The organism is Vibrio sp. 10N, from assembly GCF_036245475.1.
GTDB lineage: Bacteria > Pseudomonadota > Gammaproteobacteria > Enterobacterales > Vibrionaceae > Vibrio.
The window spans coordinates 1,404,799-1,421,089 of the sequence record NZ_BTPM01000002.1 but is presented as its reverse complement, the minus strand read 5'-3'; the positions used below and the strand labels follow the sequence as shown (position 1 = coordinate 1,421,089).

Below are 16,291 nucleotides of genomic sequence, written 5' to 3'. Positions count from 1 at the left end.
CGGCCAACAACCTACTGGCACCGCAGGGCTAGAGCTTTACTGATTTCGGGAATTTATGCGCGAGCGGGTCTGTAGCATTGCAATAGTTAACGCAAAAAACATATCGAACGTCTCGCGTATGTGTGTTCCATCCTCTTGATGAGATTCAGACCCATTTGCGTCTGACTGTTGCAATCTCATCTTTGCTATCGCTTCAGTAGGATCTTTCAGTGCTTGATGCTTCTGCATTATACCGTCTACCCGACCTCTGAACTTAGAGTCACTGAGAGTGTTTGCTTCAATTTTATGTGCAAAATCATTCCTGAGCTTCTTGAAAAGGTTTAATAGCTCTTTATCCTGTTGATTGATAAGCCTTAGGCGATATGTCATCTCAATTCTGGATGAAAATGTCCCCAGAGGAGCAAGGCCATCTGCAAATAGAGGGTCTTGTTTACCTGATGGTTCTCTCAAACAAGAAACAATAAGGTCTTTTAAGACCTCTTCTAACATTGACGCTGCAACTAGCACTGCTCCCCGGTCACTCTCCGTACGAGTGATCGACAGATTTTTACCGTATTGCTCTCCCAAAAAGTTAATGTCACAGCTGTCCATTGCTCCACCTAGGATAAATAAATATGAGGTTATATTAATACTAAAGTGAGCTTAATTCCCCCTTATTGCAATGCAGGTAAGACCGGACTTACTAGAAATTACACAGATAAGAAAAAGTAGGTCAAAACAGCTCACTGTGATTTGTGAGGTAGAGCTTCTCTGGCAAGGAATGGGGCAAAACCGTGTTTGATGATGCCAGTAGCTCCCCTATCTGCATAACCCCCCCTTCGGTGACTTTATGTCGCCTTCTTTACGCTCAAAAAACACCCACCTCGCACATTCTGTGATCGCTCTCATAAGATTCCAAAAGCCATACCAAAAATGTGTGATTAGTTTAAAAAATCGCCACCAATCTTATCTTTCACTTTTGAAAACGTGAAAAGGATCCCAACACGTTGAGTAAAATAAAATTAGAGTAATTACTCAAACATAGAGTAATTGCTCTATTATAAGATTTTGAAAAATAAAAAGAACAGAGTGTGTGTATTAACTGAATTTTGATTAAAACCAATAATTTAACGTGGAGGTATTATGGACATACCAACCTGGCAATACGTGGTATCTATGTCTTCTTACATAGTGTTTTTGTTACTACTCATCGAGGGCATGCGCCGGACTCCCCGGTTGACGGCCTTTATTTGGATCGCAACTTTATTTACCGCGCCGTTGTGGGCTGATCAGTTGGATGGTTGGTTCCGCTGGGCGAAAACCGTCAGCGTACTGATTCCGACAGCTTTGGTGGTCGGTCTTGCTCGACTAGCTTGGTACTACCGAGAAAACCCGAACGCGATATTGCGTTTCTTCCGTGGCGACTGGGTATTGAAAGTGCTGTACGGCGTGTTATTTCTCAACATTGCCGAAGCGACACTGAAAGATCTGGTCACGGGCAACTACTTCAACTTCATTTGTGGCGTGATCTTATGTATCACCATTCCTTTCCCGCGCTACAAGAACGGTGTGCGTCAGTACTGGCTTATCTCTAAAGACAAGCCGAATGACTTGCTGTTCTATTCCACTGCGGCTTGGAACTTCCTATACACCACGTGGAACCTGGCGTTTGTGTTTGGCGAAAACACCGGCTTCTTCGCAAGTTCATTCTGTATTTTGATTGCTGCCGAGCTTTATCCGGTCATCAAAAAACGTCCAGAGCTCTACATCATTGCACGTGTTTACACGCTAGCGTTCCACATCTTCGTGCGTGCTATACACGATGTGTTTACCCCGGTCATGGACTCCAGCGCATGGCGTAACGAGAGCGTGCTCTATTGGTGGGGCGCTATCAACCTTGCGATGCACATTCCATTTGTCATCTGGTACTTCAAAAAGCAGCGCGAGCAGAAGGAGCCACCGTATGGCGACAACCAGCCTCCACTGAAAACGGACTGCGTCAATGAGTATGACGAAGCTCCCGACAAAGTGGCGCTAGCTAAATAGTTAAGAGCAGATTGCTTAGAGGCACATAGCTTATAGGTAAATAGCTTAACGGCTCTCCCCCGGTGGCCTAGTTGATGACGACGTCATTAGGCCACCACTTCAAAACCTGACACAGGTGATGGTATGAAAAGATTAACAACACAGATTTTGGCGTTGTTGGTAACACTGTGCGCGGCGTTTATGTCTCCGCTTGCAGCCGCCGATCAAGGCTATAACGAACAACAACTTATTGGCGAAACTTGGCAAGGTACGTTTGACGGCGACCCAGGCGAGGGCAGTCTGTTTTATCGCCTAGAGTTTTTGGCGGACGGCAAAGTCAAAGTGCTTAGACAGTCTGGTGGTTTTAACAAGACCGAAGTTCAAAATTGGCACATTGAAGAGGGTCAAGTCGTGATCCGCAGCAATGCTGGCGATGAGATCACTGACTTTGATAACGCAACTTTCGCGTATACCGATCGCGATCAGATGCGCTTTACCAAGGATGGCAGTCACTGCAACTTCCATAAACTGTATCAAACCCGTGCTTATCTGCATGTGCTGTTTGTATTGGTCGGCTTGATTGCACTCAATGAGCTTTGCCGTCATGTGAAATGGGCCAACTACCTACTTTGGTTCGTACTGCCGATTGCACTTATTCCACTGTTCAGTAGCTACGGCGTTACCTACTGGTTTAAGTGGGTCAAGCTTTACTCGGTAGTCGGTGCTGCCGCGCTGTTTACCCTTATCCGATTTACCCCTATTGGCGATAAAAAGTGGGCACGTTTTGGCGCCGCTGCGTTTTTGGCGCTGAACATCTCAGAAGCGGTGCTGCAAGACTTCACCATGGGCAACATGGCCAACATTCTGAATGCGACTGGTGGTTTACTCTCCATCATCACTTTGGCGGGTTGGGCACAGATCCACGCTGACAAATCAAAACAAAAAGACATGGTGTGGCCTGCCATGACCACGTTCTGGATCATTGCTTACGACATCTGGAACATCGTGTTTGTTTACCTCAACTTCCCTGGCAGTGCTACAGCGCAAGCCATGGTTCTGGTGGCGGCGACCTTGCCATCACTGTTTATCAAGAAGGGTACGTGGCTGCAGGCGCGCGCCTTCACGCTGGCGGGTTCCTTTATGTATTACTTCAGTTGTCCATTTATGTACGAAAGCAACGTGGTGGTGCTGCCGCGCAACGATGAGCTCATGTTATTAGCGGGATTGGCGAGCTTTGTGGCAAACGGCATCTATGCCTGGTTGTTCTTTAGAAAAACGCGCGAACAGCGCATGGCGTCAGTTCTCTCTTAATACTAATAAATTTGTAATAAAAACAGTTATATGACTCATTATTGTAGTGGAGCCAAATTATGAAATCTTACCTAATTCCAATGACCTCAATCGCCCTTGTTTGTTCTGGTGCTGTCCTTGCTAACGAGGAAGCTGAGCAACAAATTGACATGTCGAGCCCAACCGAAGCGTATACCGCATTAGGCGTAGGCTATGGTAACGAAGGGATGAACCTAAAAGCGATGTACATGTTGTCGGAGCCCGACTCTGACCGTAAATCCGGTTTCATCCTAGAGTTCAACGATGTGTTTGATGAAAAGGGCGGCGATCCAAAATTCTCAGGCACTAAAGCCATTGGTGGGATGGTCGTGCCTCAAATGAACGATAAGACTACCAACCGCAACTACCGTTTCCGTTATGGCTCGGTGAATACCACCAACGGCCTTGGACATATGGTGGATGCGGTGGTCAAAGATCATCCTTTCTATGGTCAAACAGCGGTAGTTCAAGCGGGTGCAGTCGCGACGCTACCGATTGGTGACAATGCGTTTATCTGGCCTGTATTGATGGCAGGTGGTGTCATTATGGAGGATAACACCAGTAAGCTCGCAAGCTATGATCCAGCCATGGCCGCCGCCAACAATCTTAGCAGTAGCGGTATTGATTGGGCGTCGACGATCTATTCGGTTAAGGTCTATGGCCGTTACAAGTTCAATGACTCTTGGTGGGTGTTGGGTGCTTGGACTTACACCGATGAATTTGGCGGTAAGAGCTGGGATAAACCGGTTTCTGAGGGCGGGTTAGAGCTGAGCCCTCAGCAAATCGAATTGACACTCGGTTACCAGATCACCAACCGCCAAAACCTACGTCTTAACTACCATAACTTCTCTGACAGTGATGCTCCGGACAAAGTATGGCTTGAATACAACTACGCCTTCTAACGTTTGAACGCTCACTGACAATACATGGCCCCTGATTTTAGGGGCCATAAGGAGAAATCATGAAATTACCGCTATTAATCACGTTACTCGCCTCCGTATCTGTTTCGGCTCAAGCAAAAGTTATCAGTGGTATCGAAGTGCCCGATACGCTGACGACTCAGCAGCAAGAGCTCAAACTAAATGGTGCCGGTGTCCGAAGTAAGTTTTTTATGGACCTGTATGTCGGGTCACTATTTACCTCTTTGCCGGCGACCGAGGCCAAGCCGCTGATCACTGGTGAGCAGGCGTCTGCGATTCGCCTTAATATCACTTCGAGCATGATCACCAAAGAAAAGCTGGCCGATGCACTCAATGAAGGCTTTGATAACGCGACCGGTGGCAACACCGCGCCAATTGACGCCAGCATTGCCAAGTTTGTCGAGCTGACCTTTGCCGATGAAGTGACAGAGGGTGATCAGTTCACCTTGATGAGCGTACCCGGCCAAGGCATATACAGCTATAAAAACGGTGAGCTGCGCGTATTGGTCGAAGATGATGCGTTTCGCCAAGCACTACTCGCGGTTTGGCTCGGTGATAAACCGACGGATAAGTCTTTGAAGAAAGCCATGCTGTCTCACTAAGTCGCCACACTTTTAGTGCAATCAATAACTGACCCTAACGCTAGGTAGGAGGTAACAATGGAACAAAGACAGGTTATTGAAGACATTGATGTTCATATCGAAGGGGAAGGCGAGCACACCATAGTGATGATTCATGGCTGGCCAGACACGTATCGCTTGTGGGATAGCCAAGTGGCGCAGCTCAAATCACGCTATCGCTGCGTCAGGTTCTCGCTGCCGGGTTATGAGCTTGGGCAGCCACGTCAGTATCATGACTTAAACTCGATGCTGACGCTGTTCGATACCATCATAGAGTCCATTTCAGAGGGTAAACCAGTGACTTTGCTGCTTCATGATTGGGGCTGCGTGTTTGGTTACCAATATGCGATGCGCCATCCTGACAAGGTGAATCGTATTGTGGGTGTCGATATTGGTGACGCGAGCTCGAAGGACTTAGAGCTTTCGGCCAAAGCCAAAGCGATATTGCTCGGTTATCAACTCTGGTTGATGCTGGCGTGGAACCTAGGAGGAAAGCTCGGTGACTGGATGACGCGAAAAATGGCGACAATTTTCGGCGCGCCGGGCGATACCTCTCGCATCCATTCTGGCATGAATTATCCCTATCATTGGCGCTGGAGTAGTGTGTTCATGAAGCGCGAACTGGGAACGAAGCCGCTTGATATTCAGGTGCCTTTCTTGTTTATCTACGGTAAGGACAAAGTCGGCATGTTTCATTCGAGAACTTGGCAGAGAAAAATGGCCGATATTGAGGGTAATAAAGTGGTGGGATTGTCCACACATCACTGGGTCATGGCAGAGCAACCGGAGGAATTCAACCGCATCGTCGAACATTGGCTGATGGAATCAGACACCGCGCTTGCCCCATTGTCTCTAGCCAGTTAAAACCCGGCGGAGTATTTCGCCTCTATTTCGGCAATTTGCTTCTCAATGTCTTTGAGCTGCTGCTTTAGCCGGATAAGAGCCGCTTTGTCTTTGGGGGTGATTGCAAGCTTCATTGTCCCGACACCGCAAGCATCTCTGGTGGCATGACTAAACTTGGTAAATCCAGAGAGTGACACCGAGTATTCAATGAACTGACTTTGGTCTTTGTTGGATGCTCGGATATCTATCGTTTTTCCTTGTTTACTTTGTAATATCAGTCGATTAATCAGTGCCAAGTTTTGCTTATCAGCTCTCACAAATCCAGACTCTTTGCTGTTTGAGAACAGCTGTCCTTCAAAAAACAGCGGTTTGTTGTTATCCACTTTAAACGCCAAGTCAATTTTTGCGTTCTCTTCATCTAACTCTTGAGCAAGCCCAAAGGTGACCAAGAGTTTGGAGCGGTCATCACAGCGAATACCATAGGTGGTGAATTTATTCTCTACGAGATCACCAAAGCCCCATACTCTGTGGGTCTCTATGCGGTCAAACTTGTCGATATTGTGTTCGTTAAACCAGCTCGCGTTTGCGGCGAGAGGTGAAGCAACAATAGCGATGTACAGTAGCTGGTAAATATTCACTTGCTTGGTCTCGGCACCGGATAACATTCTAAACTGTCGCTGTTATAAGGTTAGGTACCTGATTGATTTTATGCCAGTTGTGTGACGAATCACGATTGTTGCCTACACTGAATAAAAACAGCGGGAGATAAGGATGACACGAGCATTACTGCCGCCAGCGTGGGTGATGGTCTCCATTGGCCTTATCCTTAATGTGATGGCGATTGTGCTTTCAAGCCAAGTGCTCGATAAAATGTCGAGCGATATTGCTTTAATACAGGAACGTAAAGAGGCAAATCTGTATTCGATGCAGCTTGCGTGGAACCAAGTAGAAACGCTAGAACGAAAACGCGAAGCATTACTGCTGCACCTGGATGGTGATGAAATTGATACTGATATTGCGGATATGTTGAGAGGGCAGCTATCTCAATGGGTCACCGCTCAAGTTCCTCCGATTCATCAAAAACACCTCCCTGAATTGATGGCTATGATCAATAGCGCGCAAGATACGCAGCGTGATTTGATTGATGGGCTCTATCTCGACAATTTGGAGCTCTCAGAAACGTTAGCAAGCGTCGAAGAAGACATGGCGTATTACAAGAACATCGCAGTGTTTCTGCAAATTCTCGGACTAGCGTTGATTTTAGCCCGTGATCTTTCTCGCCGTTCGTTGCCAAATTGATATACTCTAAGGCATCACTTTTGCAATTTATGAAATAAACATGCTCACTCGTTCTGATGATCTGGAAATATTACTCTCTGTTGTCGATAGTGGCGGTTTTTCCGCTGCGGCAGAGGCGCTCGACATTCAAGTGGCCAAAGTGTCTCGCAGTGTGAGTAAGCTTGAGACCCAACTTGGGGTGACGCTTTTAAACCGTACCACTCGACGCATAGAGCTCACCGACGAAGGTCGTCAGTTTGTGGAGGGAGTTCGTGAAGGGTTACGTATTCTACAGCAGACCGAAGAAGAGATTGTGGCTAGAGGTGAGCTGCCAAAAGGGCGATTGAGAGTCGATGCCGCTAGCCCATTTGTACTGCATCAACTGGTGCCGCTTATCGCTGAGTTTAATAGAGAGTACCCAGATATAGAGCTTGAGCTGACCTCCAACGAAGGGTTTGTTGATTTACTAGAGAAGCGCACTGATGTTGCGATTCGCATAGGTAAGTTAACCGACTCAACGTTGCATGCGAAACCGCTAGGAAAGAGCCTGTTGTATCTCGTTGCGTCACCCGATTACCTTGCACAGCGTGGTTACCCCAAATCGGCCGTTGATTTGAGTACGCATAGTTTAATCGGCTTTGTCGGTGCGAAGGTACTTAACCAATGGCCACTACCCGGCAACCCAACGATTCAGCCAAGCATGGTGTCGAGTAACGGTGAGACGGTGCGCCAACTTGCTTTAGCAGGTAATGGAATTGCGTGTATGTCGGGCTTTATGGTCAAACAAGATATTGAGGAAGGGCGCTTGGTGCCACTTCTTGAGTCAGAAAAACTCACTACGACGGGTCGCGAGCAAGTTAATGCGGTCTATTACCGCTCATCGTCGGTCGCACGCCGCATTACGGCGTTTATTGAGTTTATCCAGCCTAGGCTATCGCTGTAGTCGTTATTTCCTGCTTTGTTTCCTTCTTTTTTCCGGCGGCTTTTGCATTTTTGACAAAAGCCATTTGCGATTATTACTCTAAATCTAGAGGTTACTCGTCGCTAAAATGTCCCCATTACGATATTGAGGGCATACGATATGATCTTTTCTAATTTCAACTACGGCCAACTTGAGCTAAGCAATCGCATCGCGATGGCACCGATGACCCGTTCTCGCACCACTCAACCGGGTGATGTGCCGAATGACATGATGGCGACTTACTACGCACAGCGCGCCAATGCAGGTCTTATCATCACAGAAGGTGCGCCGATCTCGGCCATTGGTCGTGGTTACTCGATGACCCCGGGTATCTATACCCAAGCGCACATCGATGGTTGGAAAAAAGTCACGAATGCGATTCATGACCAAGGCAGCAAAGTCTTCATTCAACTTTGGCACGTGGGTCGCCGTAGCCATGAATCCATCACGGGTGAGCAGGTTTTGTCTGCGTCGGCGATCAAAGAAGCTGACCAAGTATTCGGTCCGCTACCAGAAGGTGGCTTCGGTATGATTGAAACCGGCGAACCTCGCGCAATGACTGAGCAAGATATTCAGCAAACTATTGCCGATTATGTGCAAGCCGCGAAAAACGCGATTGAAGCGGGCTTTGATGGTATTGAAATCCATGCCGCGCACGGCTACTTGCTTGACCAGTTCATGCGACTTTCTAGCAACCAGCGTACTGACCAGTATGGTGGTTCTCAAGAAAACCGTATCCGCTTACTCGTTGAAGTGATGCAAGCGGTGGTGAATGAAATCGGTGGTGACAAAGTCGCGATTCGTGTTTCGCCACACGTCATGGAAGGCTTTGCTGAAGAAGATCCAGAGATTGTCGAAGTGGTGAAAAAGGCACTTGTTGCGCTGGCTCCAATGAATCTTGCTTATGTGCATTTCTCTGAAAACATCTCGCGTTATGTTGAAGCGCCAGAGTCATTCCGTAAAGAGGTGCGCGACATTTACCCGAACCCAATTATGATTGCAGGCAAGTTGACGAAAGAGAGTGCTACTGCTCTGCTTGAAAACAACTACGCTGACCTTGTGGCATTTGGCACTCCGTATGTGACCAATCCAGATCTTGTGGCGCGTTTCAAAAACAACTGGCCACTGGCTGAGTTTGATGCCGATGCAAGGCTGAGCTTGTATGGCGGTGATGGGAAAGGGTATATCGATTATCCAGAGTACAGCGCTCAGATTTGAGAAAGGGGGCAGTAGACGCCCCCTTTACTATTTTACAGTACTGTTACCGTTATGGCGCTCGCACCGTAGTCGACAGAGAGTTCGACATTATTGTCTGACTCAATAGAGTTAAATTCACCATGGATTTTGTTTGCGGTGAGGATGGTAAAGCGCTCTCCCGGCTGGGGAGCATTTTCACCAAATGTTAGTGTTAACGAAGCGCTATCAAGGTAAGCGAGACTAGCGATTTCAAGAGAGGCGTCTTTTGAAGCCTCTATCGCTAGATCGCCACTACTGATCGTTAAATTGTTGGCGAGATTCAACTGTATATCGCTGTCGACTTTCAATGTGCCACCATTTATATAGACATCACCAGTTCCAAATGCGGTCGGTGAGCCGGCTGCTAACACCCCTTGTTCGATAATAGTACCACCTGCATAAGTGTTCTCACCGGTAAGCGTTAGTATGCCACTACCAGACTTTCTCAGCTTACCTTCTCCTGCAATGTCATTTCTCCAACTATCGTTGGCATTGAAACGTCCTTTTTCGGCATCCATATACACTTTTACATCACCTTCAAATGCTCCGTAACCGTCAGCCGCAGTCACAAGATCGATTCTTCCCCAACCGTTAGACTGATCAAGAATAGGGTAGCCAGAATCGATGGATGTCGTATAGAGAACCGCTCTTCGCTGAGCATCGGACAGGTATGGCAAGCGCGTTTCGAGCAGTCTCTCAGCACCTTTTGGAACGATTGACTTTTGACCTGCTTTACTGAGGTCTTGTTCAAATCCATATGTCATTCGTTCTCTATACAACTTTTTGTTTTCATCGTTGTTGGAGTAACGATTGTTGTCACCTACATAAACAATCGCGTGTTCGCCATCGACGTAACCTACCTCGTTCTCAGGTGCTACTTTGCGATGAGCATAGTCATAAAGAGATGAGTAGCCATCAGCATGTGCTAAATCTGTAAAGTACTCGTGGGTGTTTTCATAAGCTCTTTGAGCATTGTTGTACACATTCTGCTGTGAGAGGGCATACGCTGAAACTGCCTGAAAGTGAATGCGGGCGCCAATGACATCAACTGGAGAATGCATTCCAGTCAGTATTCTATTTTCACCCATTTGTGAACCACGCGTAATGAATTCAGCGAATCGCTCAGGAAATGCATAGGCATAGCCCATCGCAGCGAGATAGCCTGCGTTAGTGTGACCGCTAGGATAGCCTCCATCTTTCCTACGGTTTTCACCTTTGTCAGTTAATGGATCAGAGCCATGGTGACGGCCTGCGCAGAACACTCCAGGTAGAACATCGACGCTACTTTGGTAGTTGTCGTAAATTCTCTGTTCAATCTCCCCATTTAGTTGTACGCATGAATGGCTGCCGGAACCGAGATAAACGACATCACCATCATCGTCCATTCGCCAAGGACGAGGGGTAGAGTAGATGTATTTTGACGGGTTTGTTGAGGCAGAAGAGTTACGGAGATCCCTAACTAATCGAACCACGTCGCCGAGAGGTGAGGTTTCGTTGCCAGTATAGTCTCCACCATCATTGTGATGCGCAAAGAAATGATAGTTTTCGGTGATATCCGTGACCTTAGGTACATCAATATCTACATAGGCCTCAGAGCCATCAAGATAGGATTGTGTCAAAGGGCCGAAAGCGTCAATAACACTGTAATTTTTGCTTCGGCGATCATCTGAGTAACTTTCAATGGCTTGCTCGAGTGTTCTGTTGTTTGTCACATCCACAACATATTGAATATTGTGACGCCAAACGTCAGCATCTAAGATTTCTTGGTGAGCAAAAGACTCAGGTCCATCACCATTTGCATTGTTTTGCCAACCATCTACCCCAGCAGTCCATATATCGTTCATGCCCGATAGTAACGTGGTTAGCGGGTTATGATCGATATTGAACTGAACAGCACTGTCACTATTATTTTGACCATTGCTCACCATAGGCAGTGGGTAGTTAGTTTCTGGAACTGGAACATGCAGTTCATATCCAATACCTGAAGGAGCATTTGGTTTAAGGACTGTATTTGATTCAGAACTTTTGCATCCCATCAAACTTGCAGTAAAGACGGATCCGATAATAATCGCTAGAAGATTTTTGTTGGTGTGTATTTTCATAGTTTCCAATCACAGAGTTAAAATTTGGATTGGACTTTAGATTTGGATTGTTAATGTTTTATTAAATTGTTGTATGCCATATAGTTACGCCGGATACTTCTGTAATATCTTATTTGGTAATTTTTCTTTAAATTCAATGGCTTAAATTTTTCTGGTTTTAGTTTGTTTTTTGTTTTTTGAGCGGAGAGTTGAATGAAAGTCACATGTCACCTTGGCTAGCTTTACGGTAGATGAAATTTTTTATGCCTTTTCGAATGCTATTCCGCATGTCTCAATGTTTACTAACTAAATGTTTGAGTGATACTGCCTCTTGCCTCGTTATTGAGTTCTACTTTTGCTATGGCGCCATTTACTAAAGATAGGTTGGGTGGCTTGTGGCCAATATCAAGATCGATCATCACGGGAAAGGGCATATCAATTAGGTATTGTTTTAGACACTCGTAATAACTGAGGCGATTAGGATCGGTTACATCCGGTGCTGCACTGCGGCCAATAAGTAAGCCGCTAATGCAATCAAATACTCCGAGATATTTCATACTCAGAATGGTTCGCGCCACTTCCGTTGGCGGCATTTCTGCATTCTCCAAGTAGAGAAGAAGCCCCTCTGGATGGCGTTCTGACATCGCTTTGAGATCGAGGTACTCCGTGCCAAAGAGGTGTGAGAGCGTATCCCAGCATCCGCCGATGAGTCTGCCTTCCATGACTTCACCGTGCAGCGGTTTTTTTAGCCATTGCCATTGAGTCTCTGTGTCTAGGTTTAACCCGGATTCAGGATGGTTCACGAAATCTGGCCATTGACTGGCGTAGTAACTGAGTGAATGCTGAGTAAAACTTTCTCCTGACGGCGTAGAGAAATAGTTGAGAGTGTTGGAGGTAAGTGGATCGTTTGAACTCGGTGATAGATCCATAAGATTAGAGCAGTGCCCCGTCGCCCAGCCAAGTTTGCACGCAAAGGTGGCCGATATCGTGCTGACATCGGAAAATCCCAGAATCCATTTAGGACGAGACTGTTTGAGTTTTTCAAAGTCGATCAGCGGCAGTAGTTCCATCGCAACCTCTCCGCCCCAAGGTGGGTAGATTGCATCAATGCTGTCATCAAGTAGCATCGACATCAGCTCTTCGGCTCTTTGCTTTGCCGAGCCACTGACATGTTTTCCTTGGTCGTATAAGCAGTCTCCAACCACTATGTTATAGCCCAGCGATTTAAGGTGGTTGGTGACGCATTCAAAACGAGCATTGTGTTTAGGTGAAATACCGGATGAGAATGCGGTGATACCTATAGTGCTACCTTTGGTTAGAGGGTTGGGGTATTTTATGGATGGCTCCGGCTCAAAAGTGTTAAAACCAGAGTAGCGATTTTGTGTATGAGTGACAATTAGTTAGCGGATTTGAAGTGAAATTAAGCCAGCTCTCTATAGAGAGCCGGCTATAGTATTACTCGCTGAATGCTAAATTGTCGCTTTCAAGCTGCCAACTGCGCGTTCGCAAAGAATGCGAATGCAAGTTATAGGTGATGGTGGTTTTGTTGCCATCTTGATTGATACTGAATGTGATTTCAGCGTCGCTCCAAGAGACGTCTTCAATTAGAAGCTCTGCGTTTTCCGATAGGTCGTGAAGCACCATGGTATTTAGCGCGGTCGCATTAGAGCGAACCAAGGTGTACGCAAGGTTTGATGTTGCAGGGTTGTCTGGCGCTTCACCAATCAAGACATCACACGGCGAACTGAACACCATTCTCTGGTTAAATGGCGTTTGCCCTTCAATGGCGTAGCAATGGGAGTGTGCTGACACCGAACTTAACTGACGTGTATTTGTCATCCGGTTCAGTGCGCCTGGCAACAGGTTAGAGCAGTTCTCAAAGTTATCCGTGTCGGTATGCTCACCGCGAATGTGATAGGTCAAATCCAACTGTTGCTGATGTGGGTTGGCAATCAGGTTTGCTTCGACATACGCTTCGCCAACACAGAACAAGATACGTCTGAACATAACGTTCTGATAGGCCTTGCTATCCCACTGTTCGATGGTGTGGCTATCCACTTCCGCTGGTGGTTGGTTCCAATCGGCAAGCGTATCAATGACTTTGCAAATAGGTGATTCAGAGAAGTGAAGCAATGTAGGGTCGATTGGCGACTGGTTCTGTTGATTCACAACGAGGGTGTTATGCGTAGCGGTATTCTTGTAATAGCCGTAGTGCAGCTCTGCGCCATATCCGGTGGTGCCGAGATCGGGCAGGATCTCCTTGCCATTACGAACAATGATCAAGCCTAATCGATCGTAGTGATCGTGTTCACCGCCATATGGGCTGTGTTTGACAAGCAGTGAATGATCATTGCTTTGGTCGTAGTGAATCGTCACGCCCGCTTGAGCGGTGTGAATAGATTGACATTGCAGTGGCGCAGCCTTTGGAAGTTCATCAACGCCGTAAAGTAGTGCATCGATATTATCCCGAGAGATGTTTTGATAGATGCTGGTTAGAACACTCGCAAACTCATCACAAGGGTACTGCGCGTAGGCAAACTCAAACAGATGTGAGTGAGTAATGCGCTCTTGGCCTGCGATACAGTCATTGAGACGAGGGAAGTCACCCGTATTAAGCACCAAGTTAAGTGGGAACTTGAGCATCTTCAGAAAGTTAGGATTTGAGCTTACTGAATGAGGCGTCGAGTAGGCGATCTTTTCAAAGTTCAACAGTGCTTGTAAGGCATAGTAGTGATAGTGAATTGAGCCTTCAAACCACATTCCTTCTTCTGAACAGCCGTGGTTTAGCTGATAGTGGATCCCGTAGTCAGTATTCAGAGCAAAATCGATGTAGCGGCTCTCTTCCAAGATAAGCCCAATCACACCAATCGTTGCGTTGATTTTCATCTCATGGTTGTGGAGTTGGTTAGTTCGGTACTCCATTAAAAACTCAGCCCCTTCACGAAGTAGGCGCTGTTCGATGTACGACTGCTCGTCAGTTGTCAGTTGCTCACGAATGAAGTCATAACCGCGAGCAAGATCTAGGTGACAGTTTGCCTCGCACAGAGTTTGCGCGTTGGCTTTGCCGGGGCCGTTGTAAGGGATACCGCCATGAACTTCGTAATCCGGATAGTATTTAGCGGATTGAAGTAGGATATCTTTTACCTTGTCGAAGAAACGTTGCTCTCCGGTCAGACTCCAAAGCAAGCCAAGATCGTAGCATGCTTTTGCATTGAGGCCATTTAGCCATCGCCACCAAGCACCGTCATAAGGTTCACTATTGAACTCTTTGCCGTCAACAGGGCAGCAGTGCGAGAGGGGCTTTTCACGATCCCACGTTAGGCGAACGCCATGCTCAGGGCAGAAGTAATAGAGGTTCCAAGTCGCACGGCCATCGGGCGGAACCAAGGTGTCGCTATTAAGCACAACACGATTGTCTTCAATAAGTTGGGCGATGGTTTGCTCAGAAGCGCGCTGTTTGATGGATTGGATTTGTTGTTCGCTAAACTGGATCATTGAGCATCCCTTGTGAGTTTGGATTGAGGAAAATTAAAGTAGCGCTCTGCATTGTAATAACAGATGTTTTCGATGGTTTCTTTGAGCAGAGCATCGCTATTTGGAAGTTCGCCATTTTCAACCCACAATGCGAGTTGGTTGCACAGTACACGGCGGAAATATTCGTGGCGACTCATGGAAAATACGTTGCGAGAGTCGGTCAACATACCAATGAATCGACCCAGGGCGCCCAAGTTCTTTAACGTGGTGAGCTGCGCTTCCATGCCCTCTTTGTGGTCGTTAAACCACCATGCTGCGCCAAACTGGATTTTTCCAGCGGCGGAGTCACTGTCTTGAAAAGCACCGGCAATACAACTGAGTAGTGCATTGTGGTTCGGATTGATGCTGTACAGCACCGTCTTTGGCAGTTGGTTGGTTAGATCTAATTGACTGAGAAGCTGGGTGAGATTTTCGACAATAAGGCGATCATTCATCACGCTAAATCCGGTGCCACCGCCAAGCTCCTGTTTTCTGCGTTCGTTGACATTCACCAGCACACCAATATGAAGCTGCATTGCCCAACCACGGTTGTGATAGTGTTGACCCAATTGGTTGAACAGATAAGAGCTAAGCTGTGTGCTTTCGATATCTTTAAGGGCTTGTCCGGTTAGCAGCTTCTCAAACAGTTGCTGAGCAACTTTATGGGAGCACGGAGCAAAATTGACCTGCGTGAGCCCAAGATCGGATAGTCGGCAGCCGACTTCATGGAATGCTTCGATTCGCTTTGAAATCGCGTTGAGGAAGTCATTGATGGATGCAATATGAAGAGCGGTGATTGTGCTCAGCTTATCTATCATAGTCCGAAAAGCAGTTGGCGAGCCAAACGCAAAGAGATCGTCAGCTCTGAATGTAGGGAGCACTTCGACGTCAAAGTTGGACTCGGCAATCAGTTGGTGATAGCGAAGATCGGAGAGCGGTGAGTCTGTAGTGCAAAGTGTCGTGACCTTACACTGTTTCAACACACTTTGGGTCGAGAGTCTTGATGTAGCAAGCTCGGTTTCACAGTGTGACCAGATAGCATCACAATTGTCTGGGTTTAATAGCTGTGAGCAGTTGAAGAATCGCTTCAGCTCTAGGTGAGACCACTGATAGAGAGGGTTTCCGAGTAGATAAGGCGCTGTTTGACACCACTTTTCGAACTTTTCCTCATCGGATGCATCGCCAGTGATGTAGTGCTCTTCTATGCCATTGCTGCGCATCGCACGCCATAAATAATGATCACTATGCAGCCAGCATTCGGCGATGTTACTCGCGCGATGGTTTTCCCAAATCTGCTTTGCATCTAGGTGATTGTGATAGTCAATGATCGGCATGGCTTTGGCATAGTCATGGAACAAGCGGCGAGCCAAATCCGAGGTTAAAAGAAAATCGTCATGGATGTATTGGTTCATGGGTTTCATCTCGAAATACTTTTGAAAACTCAACGGTGACATTGGGTTGCACTAATGACATTGGTGATTAACGGTTTGCTAAACGCAAAATAGG

The 16,291-nt window shown here is 46.9% G+C and carries 14 protein-coding genes; 8 read left to right on the top strand and 6 right to left on the bottom strand.

What is annotated here, in order from left to right:
• Positions 1-36: 36 nt before the first annotated feature.
• Positions 37-591: a hypothetical protein gene (locus tag AAA946_RS22485; RefSeq protein WP_338166972.1), complete on the bottom strand. Its 555-nt coding sequence runs from the start codon at positions 589-591 to the stop codon at positions 37-39.
• 531 nt (positions 592-1,122) lie between these two features.
• On the opposite strand from AAA946_RS22485, the gene AAA946_RS22480 reads away from it, so the two are divergent.
• The 5 genes from AAA946_RS22480 to AAA946_RS22460 all read left to right on the top strand — a co-directional run bounded on the left by AAA946_RS22480 (position 1,123) and on the right by AAA946_RS22460 (position 5,737).
• Positions 1,123-2,025 (top strand): hypothetical protein, encoded by a 903-nt coding sequence (locus tag AAA946_RS22480; RefSeq protein WP_338166971.1) that lies wholly within the window; start codon positions 1,123-1,125, stop codon positions 2,023-2,025.
• A 123-nt stretch (positions 2,026-2,148) separates the two neighbouring features.
• Positions 2,149-3,315: a DUF5692 family protein gene (locus AAA946_RS22475; RefSeq protein ID WP_338166970.1), complete on the top strand. Its 1,167-nt coding sequence runs from the start codon at positions 2,149-2,151 to the stop codon at positions 3,313-3,315.
• A gap of 59 nt (positions 3,316-3,374) precedes the next feature.
• A complete protein-coding gene (locus tag AAA946_RS22470) occupies positions 3,375-4,235 on the top strand; it encodes a hypothetical protein (RefSeq protein WP_338166969.1) in 861 nt (286 codons plus the stop codon).
• A 59-nt stretch (positions 4,236-4,294) separates the two neighbouring features.
• Positions 4,295-4,855, top strand: a complete 561-nt coding sequence (locus AAA946_RS22465) for a chalcone isomerase family protein (RefSeq protein ID WP_338166968.1) — start codon at positions 4,295-4,297, stop codon at positions 4,853-4,855.
• Between the two features lie 57 nt (positions 4,856-4,912).
• Positions 4,913-5,737, top strand: a complete 825-nt coding sequence (locus AAA946_RS22460) for an alpha/beta fold hydrolase (RefSeq protein WP_338166967.1) — start codon at positions 4,913-4,915, stop codon at positions 5,735-5,737.
• Here the strand turns inward: AAA946_RS22460 and AAA946_RS22455 are convergent.
• Positions 5,734-6,381, bottom strand: a complete 648-nt coding sequence (locus AAA946_RS22455; protein ID WP_338166966.1) for a hypothetical protein — start codon at positions 6,379-6,381, stop codon at positions 5,734-5,736. The genes AAA946_RS22460 and AAA946_RS22455 overlap by 4 nt on opposite strands.
• A 106-nt stretch (positions 6,382-6,487) precedes the next feature.
• Here AAA946_RS22455 and AAA946_RS22450 point away from each other — a divergent pair, with 106 nt between their 5' ends.
• The 3 genes from AAA946_RS22450 to AAA946_RS22440 all read left to right on the top strand — a co-directional run bounded on the left by AAA946_RS22450 (position 6,488) and on the right by AAA946_RS22440 (position 9,173).
• The gene (locus AAA946_RS22450; RefSeq protein ID WP_338166965.1) at positions 6,488-7,015 is read left to right on the top strand and encodes a DNA mismatch repair protein; all 528 of its coding nucleotides are present in this window, start codon (positions 6,488-6,490) and stop codon (positions 7,013-7,015) included.
• 40 nt (positions 7,016-7,055) lie between these two features.
• Positions 7,056-7,937 (top strand): LysR family transcriptional regulator, encoded by an 882-nt coding sequence (locus AAA946_RS22445; protein WP_338166964.1) that lies wholly within the window; start codon positions 7,056-7,058, stop codon positions 7,935-7,937.
• Between the two features lie 138 nt (positions 7,938-8,075).
• On the top strand, positions 8,076-9,173 hold the full coding sequence (locus AAA946_RS22440) for an alkene reductase (protein ID WP_338166963.1): 1,098 nt from the start codon (positions 8,076-8,078) through the stop codon (positions 9,171-9,173).
• A 32-nt stretch (positions 9,174-9,205) separates the two neighbouring features.
• Here the strand turns inward: AAA946_RS22440 and AAA946_RS22435 are convergent, their stop codons facing one another.
• The 4 genes from AAA946_RS22435 to uxaC all read right to left on the bottom strand — a co-directional run bounded on the left by AAA946_RS22435 (position 9,206) and on the right by uxaC (position 16,206).
• On the bottom strand, positions 9,206-11,293 hold the full coding sequence (locus AAA946_RS22435; RefSeq protein WP_338166962.1) for an autotransporter-associated beta strand repeat-containing protein: 2,088 nt from the start codon (positions 11,291-11,293) through the stop codon (positions 9,206-9,208).
• Positions 11,294-11,574: 281 nt separating this feature from the next.
• Positions 11,575-12,567 carry a S66 family peptidase gene (locus AAA946_RS22430; protein ID WP_338167226.1) on the bottom strand — a complete coding sequence of 331 codons (993 nt, stop codon included), beginning with the start codon at positions 12,565-12,567 and terminating at the stop codon, positions 11,575-11,577.
• Positions 12,568-12,727: 160 nt separating this feature from the next.
• Positions 12,728-14,767, bottom strand: coding sequence for a heparinase II/III domain-containing protein (locus tag AAA946_RS22425; protein ID WP_338166961.1), 2,040 nt, complete (start codon positions 14,765-14,767; stop codon positions 12,728-12,730).
• On the bottom strand, positions 14,764-16,206 hold the full coding sequence (gene uxaC, locus AAA946_RS22420) for a glucuronate isomerase (protein WP_338166960.1): 1,443 nt from the start codon (positions 16,204-16,206) through the stop codon (positions 14,764-14,766). The genes AAA946_RS22425 and uxaC overlap by 4 nt, the downstream gene beginning before the upstream one ends.
• Between the last annotated feature and the right edge of the window lie 85 nt (positions 16,207-16,291).

What these genes read in the sequence shown, in the direction of transcription:
- AAA946_RS22485 (WP_338166972.1), bottom strand. Translation starts at nt 591, where the DNA reads ATGGACAGCTGTGACATTAACTTTTTGGGAGAGCAATACGGTAAAAAT.
- AAA946_RS22480 (WP_338166971.1), top strand. Translation starts at nt 1,123, where the DNA reads ATGGACATACCAACCTGGCAATACGTGGTATCTATGTCTTCTTACATA.
- AAA946_RS22475 (WP_338166970.1), top strand. Translation starts at nt 2,149, where the DNA reads ATGAAAAGATTAACAACACAGATTTTGGCGTTGTTGGTAACACTGTGC.
- AAA946_RS22470 (WP_338166969.1), top strand. Translation starts at nt 3,375, where the DNA reads ATGAAATCTTACCTAATTCCAATGACCTCAATCGCCCTTGTTTGTTCT.
- AAA946_RS22465 (WP_338166968.1), top strand. Translation starts at nt 4,295, where the DNA reads ATGAAATTACCGCTATTAATCACGTTACTCGCCTCCGTATCTGTTTCG.
- AAA946_RS22460 (WP_338166967.1), top strand. Translation starts at nt 4,913, where the DNA reads ATGGAACAAAGACAGGTTATTGAAGACATTGATGTTCATATCGAAGGG.
- AAA946_RS22455 (WP_338166966.1), bottom strand. Translation starts at nt 6,381, where the DNA reads ATGTTATCCGGTGCCGAGACCAAGCAAGTGAATATTTACCAGCTACTG.
- AAA946_RS22450 (WP_338166965.1), top strand. Translation starts at nt 6,488, where the DNA reads ATGACACGAGCATTACTGCCGCCAGCGTGGGTGATGGTCTCCATTGGC.
- AAA946_RS22445 (WP_338166964.1), top strand. Translation starts at nt 7,056, where the DNA reads ATGCTCACTCGTTCTGATGATCTGGAAATATTACTCTCTGTTGTCGAT.
- AAA946_RS22440 (WP_338166963.1), top strand. Translation starts at nt 8,076, where the DNA reads ATGATCTTTTCTAATTTCAACTACGGCCAACTTGAGCTAAGCAATCGC.
- AAA946_RS22435 (WP_338166962.1), bottom strand. Translation starts at nt 11,293, where the DNA reads ATGAAAATACACACCAACAAAAATCTTCTAGCGATTATTATCGGATCC.
- AAA946_RS22425 (WP_338166961.1), bottom strand. Translation starts at nt 14,767, where the DNA reads ATGATCCAGTTTAGCGAACAACAAATCCAATCCATCAAACAGCGCGCT.
- uxaC (WP_338166960.1), bottom strand. Translation starts at nt 16,206, where the DNA reads ATGAAACCCATGAACCAATACATCCATGACGATTTTCTTTTAACCTCG.